The organism is Kitasatospora sp. NBC_01302, from assembly GCF_035976515.1.
Taxonomy (GTDB): Bacteria; Actinomycetota; Actinomycetes; order Streptomycetales; family Streptomycetaceae; genus Kitasatospora.
Window position 1 is genome coordinate 8,488,231 of sequence record NZ_CP108404.1, and the last position, 20,235, is coordinate 8,508,465.

The following is a 20,235-nucleotide window of genomic DNA, read 5'->3' on the forward strand; positions in this document are numbered from 1 at the left end:
GGTCACTTGCCCACCGGGTGACGCCCCTCTCCGCCCCCGATCCAAGGCCACCTACCGCGCCGGCCCCGACCCGTTCGGCTCCTCGCCGAAACCGTCGAGCAGTAGCTCTGCCTGTGTCCTCAGGCCATGCCGGTCGATCAGTTCGGGCATCGCCTCCCGAAGCACCTTGAGCACGACCCGCATCGCATAGACGTCCGCATCCGCGATCGCCCCCTTGGTCGACATCTCCTCCAGTGCCTCCAGTAGTGGGTACCAGACCTCCCCGCCGACCCTGATGCTCCGTGCGACCTTCTGGAACTCCTTGACGATGCCGGAGTCCCGCATGTCCTGCGGGCGCCGCTCGAGGTGGTCCAACAGCAGCAGCTCCGGGTCGTTGTACAGGTGCGCCTTGAGGAAGCGCAGCCGGGCGACCCGCGCATGGTCCGTCCGGTGCTGCCGCGCCGTCGCCGCGGCTTCCTCGGTGAGCCAGAGCTGCACCGTGCCGGTCAGCCCGAGGACACCCAGCTCCGGCTGGTCCACGGGTGCGCCCAGCGCCGCGTTGGCAGCGTCCTGGGCAGCCAGCACGTCCTCCGGGTCCCACTGCTCGGTGGCGGCTCTCGCGATCTCCCGGAGGCCGAGCGCGATCGCCGCCTTCTGCCCCTCGTGCGGTGCCGCGGAACCGCCGGGCTGCCAGGAGGCCGAGAAGAGCGCCATGAACGTCACGGCTGGAAGGTTGCTCGGCAGCCGTCGGCGCTCCGGGTAGTCCCAGTGCAGTCGCGCGGGCTCACGGCGAAACCGGAACCTCATCCGCCGACACCTCCAACGGTGAGATGAGAGACGCCAGTTCGGGTTCGTCCTCGATCACGGCTGCACGCAGCCGGTCCGCCGGGCTGCCGCCGTCCGGATCACGGATGTCGCCCAGCATCATCAGCAGTGCGAAGAGGGCATTGAGGCCGCTGTGGCCCCGGAAGGCGGCGCGCAAGGCGTTCAGCGCGCGATCCCGGACTTCGCCTCGCGGGCTCTGCAAGACCCACCTGCGGATCGTCTGCGCCACCTTCGGGTAGCGCTCGAAGTCCGCGAGCAGGTCTCGGAGCGCTTTGGCCAGTTCAGTATCCGAGCGGGACTCCGCCGAGGCCCAGGGCGCGCCGTCCCGCACCACGCCCAGGAGGGCGAGCGTCGCCAGGTTGGCGGAGGGTGTCGCAGCACCATCGGCCTGTCGGGGCCAGCTCTGCGCCGCCCGGGCCAGCCAGTCGGTGAGCTCCGGGTCCTCAGCGATCTCCTGGAAGACTTCGAGGACCTTCGTCAGCACCTCGGCGTTACCGCTGTCGGCGACCCGGCGCAGCCGGGTGAGCGCCGGTCCCGGCTGATCCTTGACCAACTCTCGGCAGACGTCGACGACCAGGAGTTTGTTGTCCGCCGTCGTGGCCCAGTCATAGAGAAGTCGCCGGGCCCGCTTCCGGAGGCTCTCGTCCCGGGCGGCGGCCACCATCACCGCCACCACGACGTCTGGGCGCCCCACCGCCATCCCGCGTTCCTGGACGTCCTGCAGCTTCGAGGCGTCCTGGAACGAGGCGATCAGTCGGATCATGGTGCGGACCACCGGATCGTCGGCCGCCTCGCCGCGCGTTCCCACACAGGAGACCATCCAGCGGATCAGGCACTTGCGGATCCGGTCGTCGTACTGCCCCCAGACGTGCGGGAGCATGGCCTCCCCGTAGCCGGGGCTGGTGAACTCCGCCCGGCCGGTGAGCTCGACCCGCGCGCCGATGGCCGCGAGCTGCGAGCGCAGTCCCGCTCGGGCGAAGACCTGCCGGAGGTCGGGCGAGCGCTTGGTCCCGCGCCCCTCCTCCGACTCGCCGCCGATCGCCGCCGCCAGGCGGTCGGCATCGCCCTGCACCTGCGAGGCCGGCGCCGAGCCCCGCAGCGCCAGCGCCATGGCGAGGTAGCGTTCCTCCGGTTTGAACGGCACCGCTGCGACCTTTTGGCCAATGGCGGAGCCCGACGGCAGCGGATCGCCGAACCGCTGGTCCAGCTCCGCCTCCCAGCCAATGGCCAGCTGCCTGAACTCGGCCTCGGTCCGAGCCGTGACGGTGCCCTCGTCGAGGCCCTCCTCCAGCGCCCGCTGCCGCAGGCGGTCCGCCAGCTCGATCAGTTCGGTGGCCAGCCGGACCGCACGGACCGGCAGAGCCGTTTGGAGCGCTTCCTGGATCGCGGCGCCCTCGGTGTACCGGATCAGCCTGTCTTGCTGCCGGGCTCTCAGGTGCTGCCTCAGCACCGCAACCGCGTCCGGCAGGCCGGTGAGTCGGACCACCTCCAGCGTGCCGAGTCGATAGCCCGTCAGATCGGCCCACAGCTCCGGGGTGATCGTCATGACCAGGAAGGAGCCGATCTCGGCCAAGTCCTCGCCGTACTTCTGCAAGCCGGTCAGGAAGGGTTGTTCGATCCGGTCGCACTCCTGGTCCTGGAGGTCGAGCAGGTAGGCGCGCTTCTTCCCGGTCGGGAGCTTTCCGATGGTCGGTCGGTTCCAGTCGACCTCGGTCACCTTGATCTCGACGTCCCGCGGGGTGTGCAGGGCCAGCTGCCGCTTGCAGAACGTGGTGGCCCCGGAACCACGCGGCGCCACCACCAGCATCAGCGCCGAGGTGTGGAGGATCTGTTCCATCCGGAGCTCCGCGGCGGTCCACTCCGGGGCCTCGCAGTAGGAGACGTCCGAGCGGATCGCCTCCCGATCGACGAGGTGGGACTCCAACTGGTCCAGCACCCGCCGCTGGATGTTGACGGTACCGCTGGGTTCGGCGAGAAAGACCCCCAGCGCATCGATGTGGACGGAGGTGGCGGGCTGCTCGCGCTCGGGCACCTCCGGCTCCACGGCCGGGGGCCGCTCCATGGCCTGCAGCTCCTCGTCCTGCAGCCACGGTTCGTTCAGCACATCGGCGATCTCGGCGTGGGCGGGCTCAGGTGCCAGCGGTGGTTCGAACTCCAGCTCCACGCCCTTCGGTTCCACCGGCTCCGGGGCGGCGACCCGGAACCCTCCGCCGGGCGCGGGTTCGTATTCCGTGTACACGATCCTCCTCAGGGCCGCTGGCCGTCCTGGTAGACGTTGACCGTTCCGGAGGGCTCGGTCGTGACGCTGCCCGTCTGCCCGAAGTGGTACTTGGATGCCGGCTGGACGGTCGGCACCACGGCCTCGGCCGACGGCTCGGCCACCGGCTCGACCGGCGCCGGAGTCTCCAGCCCGGCGAGGTCGTTCGGGCTGCGCCGCGGGACGTGCACCCAGGCCAGCTCGGCGAACTTGTCGTCGACCTCCGCGCGTACCCGCAGGAAGTCGCTTGCCGTCAGCCGAAGCGTCCGCTTCGCCCGGACCACCGCGTGGAACACGGCGTCCGAGATGATCAGCGTCAGGAACGAGTCGAGCTTCTTCGCCTGCTCCAGGGCCGACCTCGCGGCACCACTGTCCAGCAACCGGCAGGCGTCGTTCATCGGGTCACCGTGGTAGTCCGAGGGCAGCGGGCCGACGTGGACGCTCATCCGCACCCGGATCTCCGGGTCGGCGGCCCGGCGCTGCGCGTCGTAGGCGGCAAGCGCCGCCTCCAGCTTCTCCGGCAGCGGGTCGACCAGGCGCCAGAGCCGCCGCACCGGCATCGCCAGCAGGAAGCCGTCGCCTCGGTCGCCCCAGTACTTGCGCTGCTGCCACTCCTCGGCCAAGCCGCTCTCGGCCATGGCCGCTGCGACCATGGCGTCCAGGTTCGTGCGCATCGGTGACATCAGGTGGGACGCGGCCTTGCTGTAGCCCCTCATGTCGAGGGCAAGGACCGCCTCGTAGTCCGGGACGTCCCTGGGGTCCTCGGCCTGCAACTCTTCCACGCCGGTCTTCCTCTCCTGCCGTTCTGCGCCCCGGCCGGGGCGGCGGGCATCAGGATGTCCCCGACCGGGAGCGGCCGCTGCCCAGAATTGGGCAGTGCCGTGTGACGCGGGTCTCAGGAGAAGGCGAGGATCTGCCGCAGTGCCCTGAGGTCGTGCAGCACCAGACCGCCGCCGGGGGCGGACCGCACCCAGCCGGCGTTGCGCCACGGGGCCAGGTTCTGCACCACGGTGTTCCGGTGGACGCCGATCAGCTGCGCCAGTTCGTCCTGGCTCAGCCGCACGGTCACGGGCACCGGCACGTCCTCGGCAGCCGGCGCGGCCAGGCGCAGCAGTGCTGCGGCCAGCCGGACCGGGACCTCGGCGGCCGCCAGCTCCTGCTGGATCTCGTCACCCTGTCTCACTCTGCTGAACGCGTGCCGCAGGAACAGTGGCAGCAGGTCGTTCTCCTCGACGAACGCGTGGAACGCATGGGCAGGCACGGTGTGGAGCACCGACGGTTCGACCGCGATGACGTTGGCGCTGCGCTCGCCGCCGCCCAGCACCGACTGCTCACCGAGCAGTTCGCCCGGGCCGCGAACGGCGAGGAGGGTGCGCCGGCCGCGATCGTCCTCACGGACGATGGCCGCGGAACCGGCGGTCAGCACCAGCACCTGGACCCCGCGCCTCCCCTGCTCCAGGAGCACCTTTTTCGCGGGCACCTCCTTTCCCGGGGCCAAGCGGCAGATCTTGCTCCACAGGCGCTCGCCGAGCAGCGCCCGATGACACTGGTACACAAATCCCCCAACGGCTCGAATCGACCGGCTACTGGATCAGCAGGGAAACGCTCCCGCTCAGCAGCGCCAGCATTCCCCCGCCAGACCGATGATCAGCAGTCGCGCGGAATGGCGCGGCATCCGATTTCTACCCTGGACCAGGCGCGAGAGGTCGACCGTCGGGCAACTGTCCGCATAGAGCACTTCATTGGCCGAAAGGTGGCACTGCACCTGCGAGAATGTCATATATACAGCTCACGGGTTGCCTGGCAGACGCGGCAGGATGGCCGCTCGTGTTGCTTCGGTTGGCATACCTGACTTTCGCCAACGCGTTTCTACGCCATGAGGTTCGTTATCGCCGGCATGGCGGCGAGCGTGACCCCGATTCCGCCCAGGACCAGGGAGGCGCGCACCCGTACGTGTTTCGCCCAGGCGATTCGGGAGAGCGTCACCAGCTGCCTGCTGAGCGCTGGAAGCAGATCCTGGTCTGCGAGCTCGTTGGCCAGCTCGTCGGCGTTCCAGCGCCTCAGATGGCCGAAGTAGATGGCGTTGTGCCGCCAGTCGTCCGTATCGCTGCGGGAACCGATGCGGGGAGCGACTGCCGCGATGGCGAACACGAGACCAGCGGCGATGAGTACCGCGCTGAACCAGAGGTCTACGACGGTGGTTGTCTGACGCCTCTGGGAGTACGTCCCAGAGCTCTGCGCGGTCTGGAGGAGGGTGGTAATCGCCACCAGAGCGGCTGTTTCGAGACTCAGAGCGAACGATGCCTTGACGTCCACCCGGCCGATCCAGTCGCACAGCGAGCCGTGGATCCGCCATGCCGCGTCGAGTCCACCTGCGGTACCGGTAGCGATGGTGGTGGCGCTCGAAGGTTCTGGGAACGAGGGGTCGCTGGTACCAATGGTCGAGGCACTCATGTGGGTCTCCCAGTGTCAACGGAATTCCGCGGCCGGTGCGCTGAGACGACCGGCTGCTCATCTTGGTACCTGAAGCGGCGGGGAACGTCTGCGTCAAACGGCGCAGAGGGAGAAGGAGACGGGCTACGGTGGAGTTCGAAGGGGGTGCACGGTGGTCGGATCCGCGCTGTCCGCAGAGTGGAGAGGCCTGATCAAGTCTGCGGGCCAGGAGTTGTTCTGGCGGCGCGGTGAGCTTCTGCTACGCGAGGGTGAGACCGCGGATCGCGTGCTTCTCCTCCAACAAGGGTTGGTGAAGGTCACCGCGGTGTCCGCGACCGGCTTTACCAGCCTCCTGGCCCTGCGCGGACCAGGCGAGCTGCTTGGTGAGCTGTCCAGCTTGGATGGTGGGCTCCGGTTCGCGACGGCGACAGCCATGGGGGAGGTGGCGGGGGTGGCCGTACCGGCACCGAGATTCACCGCCCTCATGGAAACACACGGTGGACTCGCACTCGCCGTGCTGAGGAGCGTGGCCGTCCGGCTCCGGGAGTCCGACGTCGGCAGGGCCGACCTCGGCGCGTTGCCGACCGTCGCACGTACGGCACTGGTCCTCGCGAGGCTTTCCCGGAGCTATGGGACCCCGGTACCGGACGCCGCTGACGGAGTGGCCCGCCGGCTGACCATCAATCAGCAGGAACTCGCCGGCGCGGTAGGCGCCTCCCGGGAGTCGGTGGTGCGGGTCTTGCGTGTACTGACTGAGCACCGCCTCATCGCTGTTTCACGCGGACAGGTCGTGGTGAGCGACCCGGCGCTCCTTGCTCGCTGGCCCGGGGCCGAGCCCTGACAGAAGCTCGCGGCCGGCAGGGATTCAGCTGCGACCTGCCGGTTGAGGTTCCTGGTCGAGCGGGGTCTTCCTGAGCACGTCCGTGGCGAGTGCGAGGGCCTGCCTCAGTCGCGTTCTGGTCGTGGTTGGTAGGCGCCGATCTCCGAGCCCGCACGCCGTGAGCGCATCGCTGAGACCGCGGCCCTGGGTAGCGGTGAGCAGGGTGCGACAGGCGGGATGGGCGAGCAGCTCCCGTGCGGCGTAGCCGTCCGGTGGATCCAGCGTCCGGCTGATCAGGGCTGCGGCCAGGTCGCGTGCGGCTGTGCTTGTGCCCTGGTCGGCCGCGTCGATGGCGGACAGGGTGAGGCGGGTGGTGAACACGGCCAGGCCCTTGCCTGGTTCCAGGGCGAGAACGTGGTCGATGGCGGTGGTGGTGGTCGGTTGGTGCTCTGGGTGGAGGAGGGCGGTGAGCACCGCGGTGACCGCACCCTCCCAGGGGTCGCCCGGCTCGGTGGTCTCCAGCAGGGAGAGGGCGCCTGCGGTGTCGCCGGTGGTGGCGCGGGCGAGGACGGCGACTTGGCGGCCGTCGAGGATGCGCTGGCCGATGCCGCGGTGGTTCTCGATGTGGCGCAGCGCTTCGGTCCAACGGCCCGCGGCGGTGAGGGCTCGGGTGCCGTCGGCGAGAACGACGCGCCACAGCCATGTGCGGACTTCGGTGCGCTGCTGGTCGGTCTCGGTGAGGTCGGCGGGGACGGTGATGCCGTCGAGCACGGTCGCGGTGCCGGCGGTGACGGCGTGGTAGAGGTCGAGCAGGAGGCGGTGGCCCTGGTCGTGGCGGCCGGCGCGCAGGTGGAGGCGGGCGAGGTTGACGAGGGGTTCGAGGCCGCGGATCGCGCTCATTGCGGGAAGCGGGCCGAGGGTGAGGTAGAGGCCGGCGTGGCGGTGGCACAGCGCGCGGGCGTAGTCGGGCAGGCCGAGGTCGGAGGCGAGCAGCGCGGTTTGGTTGAAGACGGTGGATGCCAGGCTCGGGTCCTGCCGCTGGGAGCCCGTGTCGGCCAGCTCGCAGAGCCGGCCGACACGGGCGTCGAGGGGCAGACACGCGGGCCGGATCCGGGGGATCAGCGGGAAGCGCTGGGCGACGGGTCCGGTCGGGTGCACGCGAGCTACTCCCAGATGACGGTGATCGGGCGGTGGGGGCGGTCCAGGACGAAGCGGCCGACAGCCAGGTCGGAGGCCACGCCAGCCGGGTTGTCGGGGAGTTCGAAGCGCGGCGCGCGGTCGCGGAAGCCCCTGTCCCAGGTGCGGATCTCCTGGACGACGAGGTCGGCGAGCGCCTCGCCGTCGGGGCCGTGGCCGATGACGCCGGTCTCGTACGTCTTGCGGCCGTCCTCGCTCGGCTCACCGGGCCGGAGGGTGAGGTAGGCGAGGGAGCCGTCGTGCACGGTGGCCATGGAGCCCCAGCCGAACATGCGGGCCACGCCCCGCTGGTGAGCCATGTCGGTCACGCTCATCCGCATCAGGGAGTTGGGCAGTGTGCAGGCCAGCCACAGGTCCTGGTACTCGTAGGTGGTGCCGGCCGGGATGGTCACGCCGGTCCAGTGCTCGTGGCGTTCGTGGTCGAGGACGCCGAGCAGCGCGGTGCCGTCGACCACGTCGGCCTGGTCCTTGTGGACCTGGAGCGTCACGTCGCCCTCGCCGGTGAGGGCGACGGTGCGCCGTGCGTCGTCCATGCTGCCGCGCAGCGGCATGAAGACCGCGAGCTGGTCGTCGACGGAGGCCCAACCGTCGCCCCGGCGCTCGAAGCCGATCGTTCGGGAGGCGGTGCCGCGAAGGCGCAACGGCAGGACGATCCGGCCGGTGGGTCGGACCTGTTGGAGCCAGGTGGTTGGCATCTCGCTGGTGCTCACGGTCGCGATCACGCGGTCATACGGAGCGCCGTCCGGGTGGCCCAAGGCGCCGTCGCCGCGCACGACCTCGACGTTGGTGATACCGGCGTCGGCGAGGTGCTTACGGGCACCGTCGACGAGGTCGTCGTCCACGTCCACGGTCACCACGTGGCCCTGGGGCCCGACCAGGGTGGCGAGGTAGGCGGCGTTGACGCCGGTTCCGGCTCCGGCCTCGAAGATCCGCTCGCCGGGGCGGGCGGCGAGCTGTTCGAGCATCAGGGCGACGATCCCCGGCTGGGAGGCGGCGCTGATCTGCGTGCCGGAGCCGTCTGCCTTGGTGTAGTTGGGGTTGTCCGCGTACGCGGCCTCCAAGGGGAAGCCTGGCAGGAACCGCTCCCGCGGCACGGCCCGGAAGGCGTTCTCCACCGCGGTGCTGCTGATGGACTGCTGGGCGATCAGCCGGTCGGTGAGGCTGTCGCGCAGCTGCGCGGAGGTCGGGACGGCAGCGCTGTCGCTGAGAGTAGTCACGTGGGCGACCCTAGTGGTTGTGCGGATGGTGGGCTGCGAGAGTGCGGGGCTCTCGCCGGAGTAAAAGACGGCGTTCAACATGCTTGCGGCCATGGCGGCTTGGTGACTGGTCGGCAGACCAGCGCGGTTGGCGTGGAAGAGGAGCTGGTGGGCGAGGACAGCGCGGAGTCCACGGGTGAGGCGACCGTCCCGGGCGAGTCGTACGAGGTCCTGCCCGGCCTCCTCGAAGGCACCGACCCATGCGGCGTGATAGGTCAGCGGGCCGCCGTCCTGGGTCAGCCGACGGGTGTCCACGCTCATCAGGCGGTGCGCCGCAGCGCTCAGCGTTGCGGCGCACTCGGAGTCGATGGAGGGCGGCGCAGGGCGCAGTGCGGCGAACTGCGCCCAGACATCGCCCTGTTCGTACCAGTCGAGACCGGCAGCGCGGAGCATGGCTCCGGCCAGCACCACGACGGTCTCGGCCGGCCCGAGCGTCGACGTCGCCCGACCGGCCGCACGGGCCAGGAGATGGCGACTGTCGCTGTGGAACAGCCGGTGCGCGACCTCCATCGCCTCCGGGCCGCCGAACGCCTCGGTCTCCGGCTCGTAGATCCCAAGACTCCATCGCTCGACCGACTGTTCCTGAACGAGGGCGTCCAGGAGCATGACGACCGTCGGAGCGGGGAGCCGAGCGCGGTAGCGGAGCCGGAAGGGGGCCTTGCGCATGTACCACCAGTCCCTCAGCTCGCCCGAGTTCTGGGCGTCGGTGAGGGCAGGTGCGAGGCGATGAGCCGCGAGACGCTCGGCGGTGGCGCGGTCGGCGAGGGTGAGGTCGTGCTGGATCCAGTCAGCGGTCATCGATCGGTCCTCGGTCAGGCGGTCAGGCGGTCAGGAGGCAGGTGTCCCAGGGGGTTGTTGGGCTTGCCCCGAGTGCAGGGGCGAGCAGGGCGAGGGCGGTGCCGGTGGCGCCTTCCAGGAAGGCGGGCCCGGCGGTCGTGAGGAGGCGGCGGGCCTGTTCGTCGGGGGCGGTGCCGGGTGGTTGGGCGATGTCGAGAAGCAGGCTGGCGGCGGAGCGCAGCCGGGCGGCGTTGCGCGGGGACGCGTCGTCGGCGGCGCGGTGAGCGATGTGGGCCAGTCCGGCGAAGCCGTGGCAGGCGGACAGGTCGGTGGTCGCGGCGAGCGATGGCGGGTCCAGGAGCGCCGCTGCCAGGGAGTGTTCGGCTTCGTGGCGCAGGCGGTGGTCGCCGAGGGCGAGGGCGGCGAGCTGCTGGGCGCGGGCCACCCCGGCTGAGCCGTAGCACCAGCTCGGCCGCTGCGGTAGCAGCGGCAGCCGGCCGGCGCCGGTCAGCTGTGCGTGGGTGATCCAGTACGGCCAGGCGTGCTCGTCGCGCCACCGCGCGAGCCACTCCAGGATCGTGCCGATGGCCGGCCGCTGGCCTTCCACCTCCACGCCTTGGCGCAGCGCCAGGGCGAGCAGGGCGAGCGGTCCGGCGATCCCGTGCGCGAGACCGGTGTTGGCATGGCCGTCGGGGAACCGAGCGTCAGCCTGTCCGGACGGTCCGCCCGCCGTCCACCAGCCCGGCAGCAGCCGGCCGTTGTGCTCGACCTGCTCGGTGAGCCGGACCAGGTAGGCGAGGACCTGCCGGATCGCCGCTCCACGCGGATCCCGGTGCACGAGAAGGGAGCCGATGCCGGACAGGCCACGGATGGTGTCGAACTCGGCGAGGGAGGCCAGGCCACCGCGCTTGATCCGAGTCTGGGCCTCCTCGCACCGGCGCACGGCATCGGCAGCCACGATCCGGTCGAGGCAGTCGAGGGCGCGCTGGTAGGAGCCGGGCCGGGCTTGAGCAGCGCAAGCCAGGGCGTGCGCGACGGCAGGAGCGCCGTAGTAGAGGTAGCTGTCCGGCCCGGAGGTGACCGGCGCGTCGGCAGCCACCCTGAGCCAGGCGCGGGCGGGCTCCCAGGGCGCGAGATCCGCGGCGGCGCGTTCGATGTGAAGGAGGGCGACGCCGGGTACGCCGTGGGCCAGCGACTGGCGCCACTGGGGACGGCTCGTCCAACTGCTCGGCACGCTGCCGGGGTCGGCGAGCAACTCGGCGATCCGGAAGGACAGTTGAAACGCGGGGTGCGGCGTCACAGGTCACTGTCCCGGGAAAGCCGGGCGACGGCGGCGGCCCGGGCCAGGTACAGGACCTCCGCCTCGACGCCGAAGTCGATGCGGTGGGCGCGGACATAGCTGCAGTGCAGCAGGGAGGCGAGCACGTCGTCCGGATCGACGCCCTGGGTGTCCAGGCTGGGGAAGCGGCGCCGGTAGTCGCCGAGAGCTTGGTGGCGTTCGGCCCAGGCCTCTACGATCGCGGCTCCGCCCGCCTCGCCACGCAGCGCGGCCCAGTCGGCGGCGGGGTCGGATAGACGCACGGCTTCGCTGAACACCGGGCGGGCGACAGACGATGGGGCCCTGGCGGGGACGTTCTCGATGAGCCAGCGCAGCCCGGCCGTGGTCGAGCCGGTGAAGCCGACGGCGATGGCCACGGTGTGAGCGGCCAGCAGCGCGTGCCGGCCCGGGCGGACGGGCTGGGACAGGTGGGCGAGGACGGCAGCGGAGTCGGCACGGAAGACCTGCTCTGCGGTCTCCCACGCCGGTCCGTCGCCCCATCGGCCGGTCTCCGTGTACGAGGTGGGGTAGGCGACTTCGGCGAGCAGGCCGGCCTGGTGCAGCTCGGAGGCCCAGGTGCTGACGACGGTGGCGGCGGAGCCGAAGTCGGCCGGGTCGGGCAGTGCGATGCGCAGCCGGAGGTGATGGCGCGGATCGCGGAACCGCACGAACCACCACCCCGGATGACCGAGTCGACCGAGCAGGTCGGGGAGGTGCCGGGTGAGGACGGCGTCCTGGCGTTCCACGTCGCCGTACAGCGAGGCGAGCAGCACCCGGGAGGTTCCGGGAGCGTCGCCGTGGCCGCGACGCAGGAGCCGCGCGGTGGTCGGCTTGGGCAGGCGTGGCCAGGCCGAGGCCCGGGTCACGGTGACCGGGACCACGATCTCGTGGGCCCGACCGCCGGCCCAGCCGAGGTCGGCAGGTTCGGGAGCTTCGACGAGGACGGCGTGCGGGGCGGAGCCCAGGTGGGCGCGCAACAGAGCGCGGTGGCCGGGGCGGTCGAGGTCGAGCGGCAGCCCCTGGCTGTTGGCGGACAGCTCCACGAACCGGGGTGCCCGCCGCTGGCGCAGCAGGTCGCGCAGGGCCTCGTCCCATCGCTCCGACTGGGCGTTCGAGGAAGGGAGTTCGGTAGCGGACAGCTGCCAGGCAGCGGGGGAGAGGATGACTCGACCGTGCCTGAGCCGGGGCCGGAACGGCAGCGAGCCGAGCGATCCCCACGAGAACCGGGTGACCTGCGCGCACTGGGCTCTGGACAGTTCGGCGATCAGCCGAGCCAACGGCGGTGTGTGGACTCGCAGGTTCAGCGCGTGCGTGGCGGCAGCCTCGATCCGCACACCGAGCATCGGAGCGGCCAGGTACATCCGGCGACCGTCGCAACCCACAGCCAGGTCCTGCGGGCGCAGCACGCCGTCGCTGCACGGCCGGTGCTCGGCGAGGCTGATGACCAGCCGGCCGGTCGGCGAGCTGCGGGCCACGTGTGCGGTCGTCGGATCCAGCGGAGGGAAGGAGAGTTGGGCGGTGACGGCCTCCTGGTCCATGGCCGGCAGGCAGGTCAGTACCTCGCAGAAGGCGGTGCGGTGCTCAGGCCGGAGCAGGTGCAGGAAGCGTCCGACCGAAACTCCGACGGCCCGGGAGGCCGAGACCACCTCCAGCCGGAACTCGCCAGTGTCCAGAGCCTGCTGGTCACGGGCATGCAGCCGAGCGACGATCTCCAGGTGCGGGGGCAGGCGGAGTTCGGTGGGGCCGAGGTCGAGCGCGGTCAGCAGTGCATGGTCGAGGATGACCTCGCGCTCGCCGTCGAGCGCCGCCCGTTGCGCGAGGGCTGCCAGGACCTCGTCGCGCTGGTCGAAGCGCGGGCCCTCGGCCGGCCGGGCGCTGGGATAGCCGTCGGGCCAGCCGATCCCGCTGTCAGCCACCACGTCCAGCAGCGGCACCAGCGCGCCTCGTCCGTAGCGCTCGTAGAACCTCTGGTGGTAGGTCCGCCAGGCGGCGACGCCGTACGGAAAGGCGCTGACCCGTGCGAGCAGGTCGGCTGCACGGCTGGCCTCGTCGGCCACCGCCCGCGGGAGCATGAGGTCGGCGTCCAGGCGAAGGTCGACGGCCAGCATCGGACGATCCGCTGCACGGAGTCGGCCGGTGGTGGTGAGCGCCGCTTGGATCCGCGCACGGGCAGCGGGGCTCGGAGCCTGGTCGTGGACAGCGAGGTTGGCGTGGACCGCGCGAACCTCGGCGAGCAGCGCACCGGTGTCGGGAACCTGGCCGGCGTCCGCGTGCCGCAGGGCTGCGACGAGGTGGCCGAGGGAGTCGGGTTCGGTCGCCGGGGCGTGGAGGCTGGTGATCAGGGCCCGCCAGGCGACGAGCTCGGACAGCATGCCGGTGATCCGCTGGCCGGGCGCGGCGGGGAACTCGGCGGCGAGCTTGTCCGCCAACTCCTTGAACCGGATCGGGTGGCGGGCAGCAGAGAGAGCGAAGGCGACGGGGCGGGTGTGGCGCAGGGTCGTTTCGGCCGCCACGGTGCCGCGCCCGGATCGGGTGAGGGGCTGATGGGGAATCACGAGGTATCCGCCACGCACGTGGACGGTGTTGTTCGCGGTCACGTCGAGTCGCGCGAGCAGAGCGGAGCAGTTTTCCAACCGCTCGATCGCTTGGGAGATCCAAGCCGCCGAAGCCTGGGCCACCACGTGGTGTTCGCCGCCCCAGCGCAGGCTGGCGGCTGGGCCGAAGTCGGCGGCCTGGACTCCGGCGAAGCGCCCGAACGGAGTCGGGCGCCCGCCGGCGCGCAGCAGGTACCGTGCGGTGGACAGGGCGGCGTGCCGCACGTCCCGCGGCGTCGGTCGCTCGGCGGTGAGCAACTGCTCGACGCGGCGGGAGAGGGTCGGGCTGGCGAGACTCAGTGCCTCGGCGAGGTCTTCGTCGGCCCAGACCGCGCGCAGCCAAGCCGCCTGCTCGTGAGCCAGTTCTGCACCGGCGGCCGTGAGGTCCGGCCAGGCCGTTGCCGGGAGGTCAGGGCGGGCGACGGCGCGCACGAGCGCCACGCCTGCGGCGCGGTAGGAAGCCGTCGGTGCGGATGGGCACATGGTGGACCTCGGTAGTAGAAGCGGAAGAGAGCGGTCGGTGCCGCCGCGTTGGCCGTCGGCCGGCGGCACCGACCGGGTGGGTCAGTGAACGCCCGTGGTGCACGCGCCGCAGGTGCTGCCGCAGCCGTCGTCGGTGAGCACCTGGAGGCTGGCAGCGTCGGCCGTCTCGATGGTGCTCACGTCGAGGTCGAACTCGTCGGCGACGGCAATCGGGGTCTCGATGCTGATCCGCTGGACCATGTGTGGCTCCTCGTGCGTAGGAATTCCCTTGCGGGACCTGGCGTCGGGACGCGGGAGTGCGCCTGCATCACCAGGAGATGGTGGGGGGCGCCGCCGGTCGGCCTTTGGGCTACGGGATTCGCGGGGCGGTCGTCAGCGCCGAGCGGGGTGCGGTGGTCAGCACCCGAGCGCCGTGCTGGTGCGTGGGGAGGCCGGGGAGCCAGTTCCACTTGGCGAGCGGATCGCCGAGCGCACGGTGTAGCTGTCGTGGACCGCTGAAGGCGCTCCGGGCATGCAGCCGGCGGTGGTTGTCGAGCAGGAACGCCTCGCCGCGTTGAAGCTGGAGCCGCCGACTATGCCGCTCGACCGCGCTCCGCAGCCGAGCGTGCACACGACGGCCCAGTGGCGCATCATCGAGCACATCACCGTCGGGCAGGTCCGGCTGCGCCATGGTGACTCGGCCGCGGCGCGGGAGCGGCTGTCCGCAGGTCTCGTCGGCGCCGCTGCCCACCACCTGCCGCACCAGCTCCAGCGGGTACTTCGAGCCAGCAGGTCCCTGCCGGATCTGCACGACCAGGCCTCCGCCGCGCTGCGTGACCTTGAGGTCGAGATGGCGGCGTGAGTTCACGCGGCACCGGCCTTCGGGAGCGCCCAGACGACCTTGCCGCCCGGGGCCGGGTGCCAGCCCCACGCGGTGCTGAGCGCGTCGACCAGCAGGAGGCCGCGCGCGTCCTCGGCGAAGTCGTCCGTCAGCCGGGGGCACGGCACCCCGGGGGATTCGTCGAAGACCTCGATGAGCAGTTGGCCCGCCGTGACCCGGGCGGTCAGCAGAATGGCCTCCGCCCCGATGGAGGCGGCGACGGCATTGGCGATGAGTTCGGTGAGGACCAGTTCGGCGTTGTCGCGACCGGTCTCCGTCAGCCAGGTGGCGAAGTGCCGCTTCAACTGCTCTCGGGCGGCCTGGCCGGCCTCGTTCGTGACCGGCAGGTCGCAGCGCAGCACATTGCTGCTCTGGTCCGGCGTCGGGATCGGAGTGAGGTCGGGGACACTGCCCAGACTCCAGGTGGTTCGGGGTGACGACATGGCTACACCTCCTCTGTGGAAGGGGGTTGCGCGGTGCCTGACCTGGCCGCCGGCTCCTCTGGCGCGGACAGGTAGCGGGGTCGTCACGTTCCGTCCCCAAGGCGTCGCTGACAGCAGTAGGGTGCTCCGAAAGCGGTGCTGGGCGCACATCGCGGCCCGGATATCACGGCTGTGATATCCGGATCGCCGTCACGATGGGCGCTGTGGACCAGACCTTGCCGAGCGGATGGGGACGGCCTTGGCAGATGAACTGTGCGGCAGGTGCGGGTGCTGGCTCAGCCGCTACAACACCGAGGGTGCTCTCTGCGGCCCATGCGCGCGTGTGGCCGCGGTGCCCTCGCCCGTCCGGCAGGAGATCCCGGCGCGGGTCTGGCTGGACCCGGCGGTCCGGAACTCCCTCGCGCGCTGGGACTTCGGTCAACTCAGCAAGTCTGTAAGGGAGTCAGCCTCGCTGCGGCAGGAGGACGTGGCCGCGCTCACCGGCGTCAGCCAGGGTTACCTGTCGATGTTGGAGGCCGGCAGTCGCCGCCTGACCAACATCGACAAGGCGCTCGACTTCCTCGTCGGCCTCGGGGTTCCGGCGGACCTGATCAGCCTTCCCCGTCGGCTCGCGACAACTCCCCAGCCCACGCCGGTCCCGAGCCAGGACACCGGCGAATCGGGCAGTGCGGTCCTCCTGGACCCCGGCTTGCCCTGGACCGCGGGTCGTATGGTGGCCGCACTGCACAACGCGGTGTTAGGGGAGTCCATGGACCGCCGCCGATTTCTCACCCTGTCAGGTACGGCGCTGACCGTACACATCCACCACTGGGGCATCGCCGACCCGGAGCCGCTGAACCGGGCCGAGAAGGGCGGCCGGATCACCGGCGAGCTGATTGCGCACCTCGGGGGCACCGTCGACCAGCTGCGGCACATGGATGCCAGCACCGGCAGCGGGAGCCTCGCGGATCTTGCCCGTGCCCATCTCTCTCTCGTCGAAGGCATGTTGCGCCACGCGAGCTACGACGAAGCGACCGGCCGCTCACTTGCCGCCATCGCCGCCGACACTGCCACCCAGCTGGGGTGGTTCCACTTCGACGCCGGCCGTCACGCCGCCGCCCAACAGGCCCTCCTCGGCGCGCTGCGTGCGGCCCACGCCTCCGGCGATCCGCGGCTCGGCGCCGGAGCGCTCTCCTACCTGGCGATCCAGAGCTACTCCGACGGTGATCCCCGCGACGCGGTCGGCGCGATGCAGGCGGCGCGGGAGAAGGTCCGGGCCGTCAACTCGCCTTCGCTGAAGGCGATGCTCCTCACCAGACAGGCACGCGGCCACGCCAGGCTGAGCGAGCGGGAGGCGTGTCTGCGGGCGTTGGGTGCGGCCGCCGAGTTCGCTGCGGAGGGCCCGTCGGAGGAGGACCCCGGCTGGCTGTACTGGATCAACAGCGGGGAGATCGCGGGTCAGGCCGGCAGCTGCCACCTCGACCTGGGCGAGCCGCGAGAGGCTGCGGTGAAGTTCGAAGCGGCCCACGCTTCCCTGAACCCGGCGGATCGCCGGACCCGGGCCCTGTTCGAAGCGCGAGCGGCCTCGGCCCACCTGCGGAGCGGCGAGAGTGAGGCGGGATTCGCGGCTGTCGAGAGCGTGCTGGAGCTGGCGGTCGGCGTGCAGTCGCCCCGCCTGCACGATCACCTCGGCCGTACGGCCGACGACCTGCGATCCTTCGGCGACGGGTCGACTGCGCGTGAGTTGATCGAACGCGCCGACCTCCTGCTGACTCAAGGGAGCTGACCATGCCTGCCGGAGCGCTCGTCCTCTGGGACATCGACCGGACACTGCTCTACGTCGGCGAGACCGACCGGCGGGTCTACCGCGAGGCGTTCGCGCGGGTCGTCGGCCGCCCTGTCGAACGGCTGCCCGCCCGGGGCACCGGGGTGACGATGCCGCTGGCCGTGCGGCGACTGCTGCGCGAGAACGGTGTGCCCGAGGCGGAGGTCGAAACCTTGGCCGAGCATGTCATTCGGCTGCTGCCGGAGCTGCTGGCCGACCGCGGGGCGGAGATGCGCGAGGAGGGCCGGCTCATGGACGGGGCGGTCGCCGCTCTGCAAGCAGTGCACCGGAGTGCCGGGCTGGTCCCGACGGTGCTGACGGGGAACCTGCGGGCCAACGCCGCGATCAAGCTCCGGGCGTTCGCGCTGAGTTCGTACCTGGACAGCTCGATCGGTGCGTTCGCCTCGGACGATTCCCACCGGCCGGCGCTCGTCGCCGTGGCCCAGCGACGTGCGGGGCTGAAGCACCGGACGGCGTTCACCCGTGCCAATACGGTGATCATCGGCGATTCCCTGGAGGACACGCGAACCGGCCTTCAGGGTGGGGCGCGGGTGATCGGTGTCGCCTCCGGGACCACTGGTGTGCAGGAACTCGAAGACGCGGGGGCTGACGCGGTCTTGACGGATCTGACGGACACACAGCTTCTGCTCGCCACCATCGCGCGGTTGGTCGACTGATACCCGGAACCGTTCAGGCACTCCTCGACCGGGCCCCCGCCGGACGGGCCTAAGGGCGGCGCAGGTGCAGGGCGAGGGCGGGGCACTGGTTCACGGCGCGGCGGGCGTCGTGGTCCTGCCAGGGGGCGACGGGGATGGTGGTCGACACCGGGAAGCCGTGCGGGCCGAGCCGGACGAGGCCGGGGGCCAGCACGCCGCACAGTCCGTGGCCGGCGCAGCGGGACCAGTCGACTTCCAGGCTGGCGCCTTCGTCGCGGGGGAGCGGCAGCAGGCCGAGGACCGGGCGTCCGCAGCCGGGGCCGGCGACGTGGGCCTCGACGTCCTGGGCGAAGACGTCGAGCGCGCTCAGCACGAAGCGGGCCGTGCCGTCGGGGTGCGAGCAGGCGCCGCCGCCCCGTGCGCCGCCGAGGGCACGCCGCAGGTCCTCCAGCACCGCGGGCCCGCCGGTGCCCGCGGCCAGCGCGGCGAGGGCCTCGGCGGCGTCGGGCAGGCCGCGCTTGCACGGTCCGCACTGCCCGGCCGACTCGCTCGCCAGCCAGGCCGCGACCCGGGTGATCTCGCCGAGCGGGCAGGTGGCGGCGGGGAGCGCGACGATCGCGCCGGCGCCGAGGGTGCCGCCGCGCTCGGCGAGACCCGCGCGGGAGAGCGGTGCGCCGACGGCGGCCGCCGGGTCCAGCCAGCCGCCGTGGTAGCCGCCCACCAGTACGCCGGCCCCCGGCGGCAGCCCGGACACCTCCAGCACCTCTCCCAGCCTCGTGCCGCTGGGGGCCTCCACCACCAGCGGCTCCGCCCCGGGACGGTTGACGGTGAGCAGGACGGTGCCCGGCTCTGCGCCGGTGCCGACCGCGGCGTACGCCGCGGGACCGAGCCGGGCGGCCACGGCGAGCTGCGCCCAGGTCTCGGCGTTGGACAGCAGCGTGGGGCGTCGGCCAACGCCGGCCGGCCCGCCCTCGGCTCCGCGGGCCTTCACCGCGGGGGGCAGCACCGCAAGCCCGTTGATGCCACGGATCAGTGCGCCGGACTCGCCGGAGACGAAGCGTTCGGGCAGGCACACGGTCCGGGCCGGGCACGGCAGGTCGCGCTCGTCGAGGGCGGCGGGGACGGAGTGCTCGCCGGGGCTGCCGGCGGCGACGCCGATCACGATCTCCTCGGCCCCGAAGGCGGCGGCGGCCAGGCAGGCGCCGTCCAGGACGAGGTGCGGAGTACGGGCCAGCAGCATCCGGTCCTTGGCGCTCGGCGGCTCGCCCTCCGCGCCGTTCACCACGATGACCGGCCGCGTGCCGGTCCGCTCGGCGGCGGCGACCGTGGCGTGGGCCTTGCGGGCGAAGGGGAAGCCCGCGCCGCCGCGTCCGCGCAGATCGATGCGCTCGGCCAGGTCCAGCAGGGCGTCCCGGGCGGGCCGGGGGAGCGGGGGGTGGACGCGGGTGTGCGCGGCCAGGTCGAGCCGCTGGAAGCGGTCCAGCCCGGCGATCAGCCGGGCCGTCCCCAGCCCGCGCACCTGCGGCGGTTCGCGTCGGGCGCTCACCGGCCACCACCGGGCCGGGCCAGTCCCAGGGGCCCGGGGACGGGTGGTGCGGCGTGCCGCGGCTGCTGGGGCACCTGGCCCCTGAGCGGGCCGATGAGCGGACCGAAGGCCCGCGCCGGGGCCGGGTCCCTCCAGGCGGCCGGCCGGCCGCCGGCGCTGGGCGGCGCGGAGCGGCCCGTCGGCGGGGCCGGGCGCGGTGCGCCGGGCCGGTGCGCCTTGGAGCGGTGCCGGTGCCGGCTGAGCGTGCGGCGGTGTCCCAGCCAGGAGAGGGCGCGCACCAGCAGGGCGAGGGCGATCAGCGCCGCACACAGGCCGTAGCCCCACAGGACCCAGGCGTGCGCCGCGCGTCCGGCGGTCAGCCCGTGGGCCAGCGCGACCGGCCAGCAGACGTACGCGCCCGCGTGCAGCACACGCCAGAGCCAGGCGTGCCGGCTGCCGGCGAACCGCCCGCGCAGTGCGCCCGTCGCCGCGACGAGCACGAGCAGGTCGGCCGCGACGGTGCCCAGGGCGACCGCGACGGCGGTGCTGCCGGTGAACGGCAGCACCGCGCTCTGCGGGGCGGCGTGGTGCTCGGCGACCTTGACCGCGATGTGGACCGCCAGAAATCCCAGCGCCGCGACGGCAGTTGCCCGGTGCACCGACTGGACGGCCACCCGCAGCCGGGGCGTCAGGACCAGGCGGTCGGTGGCAGCCAGCCCGCACACGACCACCGCGGTCAGCGAGAGCAGGGTGAAGACCCCGGCGAAGTAGTCCAGGAAAGCCATCACGCGGCCGGCCGCACCGACCGGCGCGCCGCCGAGCGCGGCACCTGCGAACAGGGCCGATCCGGACATCTGGACACCTTCTTCCGTGGGTTTCGGGCAACCGGCAGTGAGGCGGGCGGCCCGGCTCGACCCGGCCCATTCTTAGCGGCCCGCGAAGGGCCGACAAAGATCCCCCAGTACGACACCGGGCAGTAGCAGGCCGCCCCTCGCACGTGCTCATCCGA

18 protein-coding genes are annotated in these 20,235 nt (G+C 72.0%); 4 read left to right on the top strand and 14 right to left on the bottom strand.

The window, feature by feature from the left end:
* Nucleotides 1-51: 51 nt before the first annotated feature.
* The 5 genes from OG294_RS36820 to OG294_RS36840 all read right to left on the bottom strand — a co-directional run bounded on the left by OG294_RS36820 (nucleotide 52) and on the right by OG294_RS36840 (nucleotide 5,515).
* On the bottom strand, nucleotides 52-786 hold the full coding sequence (locus tag OG294_RS36820) for a hypothetical protein (protein WP_327070917.1): 735 nt from the start codon (nucleotides 784-786) through the stop codon (nucleotides 52-54).
* A complete protein-coding gene (locus OG294_RS36825; RefSeq protein ID WP_327070918.1) occupies nucleotides 764-3,043 on the bottom strand; it encodes a hypothetical protein in 2,280 nt (759 codons plus the stop codon). Before OG294_RS36825 ends, OG294_RS36820 begins: the two co-directional genes overlap by 23 nt.
* 8 nt (nucleotides 3,044-3,051) lie before the next feature.
* Nucleotides 3,052-3,843, bottom strand: a complete 792-nt coding sequence (locus OG294_RS36830; protein WP_327070919.1) for a hypothetical protein — start codon at nucleotides 3,841-3,843, stop codon at nucleotides 3,052-3,054.
* Nucleotides 3,844-3,956: 113 nt separating this feature from the next.
* Nucleotides 3,957-4,559: a Crp/Fnr family transcriptional regulator gene (locus tag OG294_RS36835; RefSeq protein ID WP_327070920.1), complete on the bottom strand. Its 603-nt coding sequence runs from the start codon at nucleotides 4,557-4,559 to the stop codon at nucleotides 3,957-3,959.
* Between the two features lie 371 nt (nucleotides 4,560-4,930).
* The gene (locus OG294_RS36840) at nucleotides 4,931-5,515 is read right to left on the bottom strand and encodes a Pycsar system effector family protein (protein ID WP_327070921.1); all 585 of its coding nucleotides are present in this window, start codon (nucleotides 5,513-5,515) and stop codon (nucleotides 4,931-4,933) included.
* A 151-nt stretch (nucleotides 5,516-5,666) separates the two neighbouring features.
* Here OG294_RS36840 and OG294_RS36845 point away from each other — a divergent pair, with 151 nt between their 5' ends.
* Complete coding sequence (locus OG294_RS36845; RefSeq protein WP_327070922.1) at nucleotides 5,667-6,335, top strand: Crp/Fnr family transcriptional regulator; 669 nt, start codon at nucleotides 5,667-5,669, stop codon at nucleotides 6,333-6,335.
* 24 nt (nucleotides 6,336-6,359) lie between these two features.
* Here the strand turns inward: OG294_RS36845 and OG294_RS36850 are convergent, their stop codons facing one another.
* The 6 genes from OG294_RS36850 to OG294_RS41270 all read right to left on the bottom strand — a co-directional run bounded on the left by OG294_RS36850 (nucleotide 6,360) and on the right by OG294_RS41270 (nucleotide 14,549).
* Complete coding sequence (locus OG294_RS36850; protein ID WP_327070923.1) at nucleotides 6,360-7,472, bottom strand: hypothetical protein; 1,113 nt, start codon at nucleotides 7,470-7,472, stop codon at nucleotides 6,360-6,362.
* Between the two features lie 5 nt (nucleotides 7,473-7,477).
* Nucleotides 7,478-9,565, bottom strand: a complete 2,088-nt coding sequence (fxlM, locus tag OG294_RS36855; RefSeq protein WP_327070924.1) for a methyltransferase, FxLD system — start codon at nucleotides 9,563-9,565, stop codon at nucleotides 7,478-7,480.
* A gap of 22 nt (nucleotides 9,566-9,587) precedes the next feature.
* Nucleotides 9,588-10,844, bottom strand: a complete 1,257-nt coding sequence (locus tag OG294_RS36860) for a lanthionine synthetase C family protein (protein ID WP_327070925.1) — start codon at nucleotides 10,842-10,844, stop codon at nucleotides 9,588-9,590.
* Nucleotides 10,841-13,888, bottom strand: coding sequence for a lantibiotic dehydratase (locus OG294_RS36865; RefSeq protein WP_327070926.1), 3,048 nt, complete (start codon nucleotides 13,886-13,888; stop codon nucleotides 10,841-10,843). Before OG294_RS36865 ends, OG294_RS36860 begins: the two co-directional genes overlap by 4 nt.
* Before the next feature lie 132 nt (nucleotides 13,889-14,020).
* On the bottom strand, nucleotides 14,021-14,179 hold the full coding sequence (locus tag OG294_RS36870; protein WP_327070927.1) for an FxLD family lanthipeptide: 159 nt from the start codon (nucleotides 14,177-14,179) through the stop codon (nucleotides 14,021-14,023).
* Between the two features lie 109 nt (nucleotides 14,180-14,288).
* Complete coding sequence (locus OG294_RS41270; RefSeq protein ID WP_442789387.1) at nucleotides 14,289-14,549, bottom strand: TauD/TfdA family dioxygenase; 261 nt, start codon at nucleotides 14,547-14,549, stop codon at nucleotides 14,289-14,291.
* Here OG294_RS41270 and OG294_RS36875 point away from each other — a divergent pair.
* The gene (locus OG294_RS36875) at nucleotides 14,451-14,780 is read left to right on the top strand and encodes a hypothetical protein (protein ID WP_327070928.1); all 330 of its coding nucleotides are present in this window, start codon (nucleotides 14,451-14,453) and stop codon (nucleotides 14,778-14,780) included. The two genes, OG294_RS41270 and OG294_RS36875, sit on opposite strands and share 99 nt — an antisense overlap.
* A 2-nt stretch (nucleotides 14,781-14,782) precedes the next feature.
* Here OG294_RS36875 and OG294_RS36880 read toward each other — a convergent pair whose 3' ends face one another.
* Nucleotides 14,783-15,241: an ATP-binding protein gene (locus tag OG294_RS36880; protein ID WP_327070929.1), complete on the bottom strand. Its 459-nt coding sequence runs from the start codon at nucleotides 15,239-15,241 to the stop codon at nucleotides 14,783-14,785.
* A gap of 322 nt (nucleotides 15,242-15,563) precedes the next feature.
* On the opposite strand from OG294_RS36880, the gene OG294_RS36885 reads away from it, so the two are divergent.
* Both OG294_RS36885 and OG294_RS36890 read left to right on the top strand, forming a co-directional pair.
* Nucleotides 15,564-17,006, top strand: coding sequence for a helix-turn-helix domain-containing protein (locus OG294_RS36885; RefSeq protein ID WP_327070930.1), 1,443 nt, complete (start codon nucleotides 15,564-15,566; stop codon nucleotides 17,004-17,006).
* Nucleotides 17,007-17,008: 2 nt separating this feature from the next.
* Nucleotides 17,009-17,722, top strand: coding sequence for an HAD family hydrolase (locus OG294_RS36890; RefSeq protein ID WP_327070931.1), 714 nt, complete (start codon nucleotides 17,009-17,011; stop codon nucleotides 17,720-17,722).
* Between the two features lie 49 nt (nucleotides 17,723-17,771).
* On the opposite strand, the gene OG294_RS36895 is transcribed toward OG294_RS36890, so the two are convergent.
* Both OG294_RS36895 and OG294_RS36900 read right to left on the bottom strand, forming a co-directional pair.
* Nucleotides 17,772-19,247, bottom strand: coding sequence for an NADH-ubiquinone oxidoreductase-F iron-sulfur binding region domain-containing protein (locus tag OG294_RS36895; protein ID WP_327070932.1), 1,476 nt, complete (start codon nucleotides 19,245-19,247; stop codon nucleotides 17,772-17,774).
* Entirely contained in the window at nucleotides 19,244-20,080 is an 837-nt protein-coding gene (locus tag OG294_RS36900; RefSeq protein WP_327070933.1) for a hypothetical protein, read from the bottom strand. The genes OG294_RS36895 and OG294_RS36900 overlap by 4 nt, the downstream gene beginning before the upstream one ends.
* Nucleotides 20,081-20,235: the final 155 nt, after the last annotated feature.

What these genes read in the sequence shown, in the direction of transcription:
- OG294_RS36820 (WP_327070917.1), bottom strand. Translation starts at nt 786, where the DNA reads ATGAGGTTCCGGTTTCGCCGTGAGCCCGCGCGACTGCACTGGGACTAC.
- OG294_RS36840 (WP_327070921.1), bottom strand. Translation starts at nt 5,515, where the DNA reads ATGAGTGCCTCGACCATTGGTACCAGCGACCCCTCGTTCCCAGAACCT.
- fxlM (WP_327070924.1), bottom strand. Translation starts at nt 9,565, where the DNA reads ATGACCGCTGACTGGATCCAGCACGACCTCACCCTCGCCGACCGCGCC.
- OG294_RS36870 (WP_327070927.1), bottom strand. Translation starts at nt 14,179, where the DNA reads ATGGTCCAGCGGATCAGCATCGAGACCCCGATTGCCGTCGCCGACGAG.
- OG294_RS36875 (WP_327070928.1), top strand. Translation starts at nt 14,451, where the DNA reads ATGCAGCCGGCGGTGGTTGTCGAGCAGGAACGCCTCGCCGCGTTGAAG.
- OG294_RS36880 (WP_327070929.1), bottom strand. Translation starts at nt 15,241, where the DNA reads ATGTCGTCACCCCGAACCACCTGGAGTCTGGGCAGTGTCCCCGACCTC.
- OG294_RS36890 (WP_327070931.1), top strand. Translation starts at nt 17,009, where the DNA reads ATGCCTGCCGGAGCGCTCGTCCTCTGGGACATCGACCGGACACTGCTC.
- OG294_RS36900 (WP_327070933.1), bottom strand. Translation starts at nt 20,080, where the DNA reads ATGTCCGGATCGGCCCTGTTCGCAGGTGCCGCGCTCGGCGGCGCGCCG.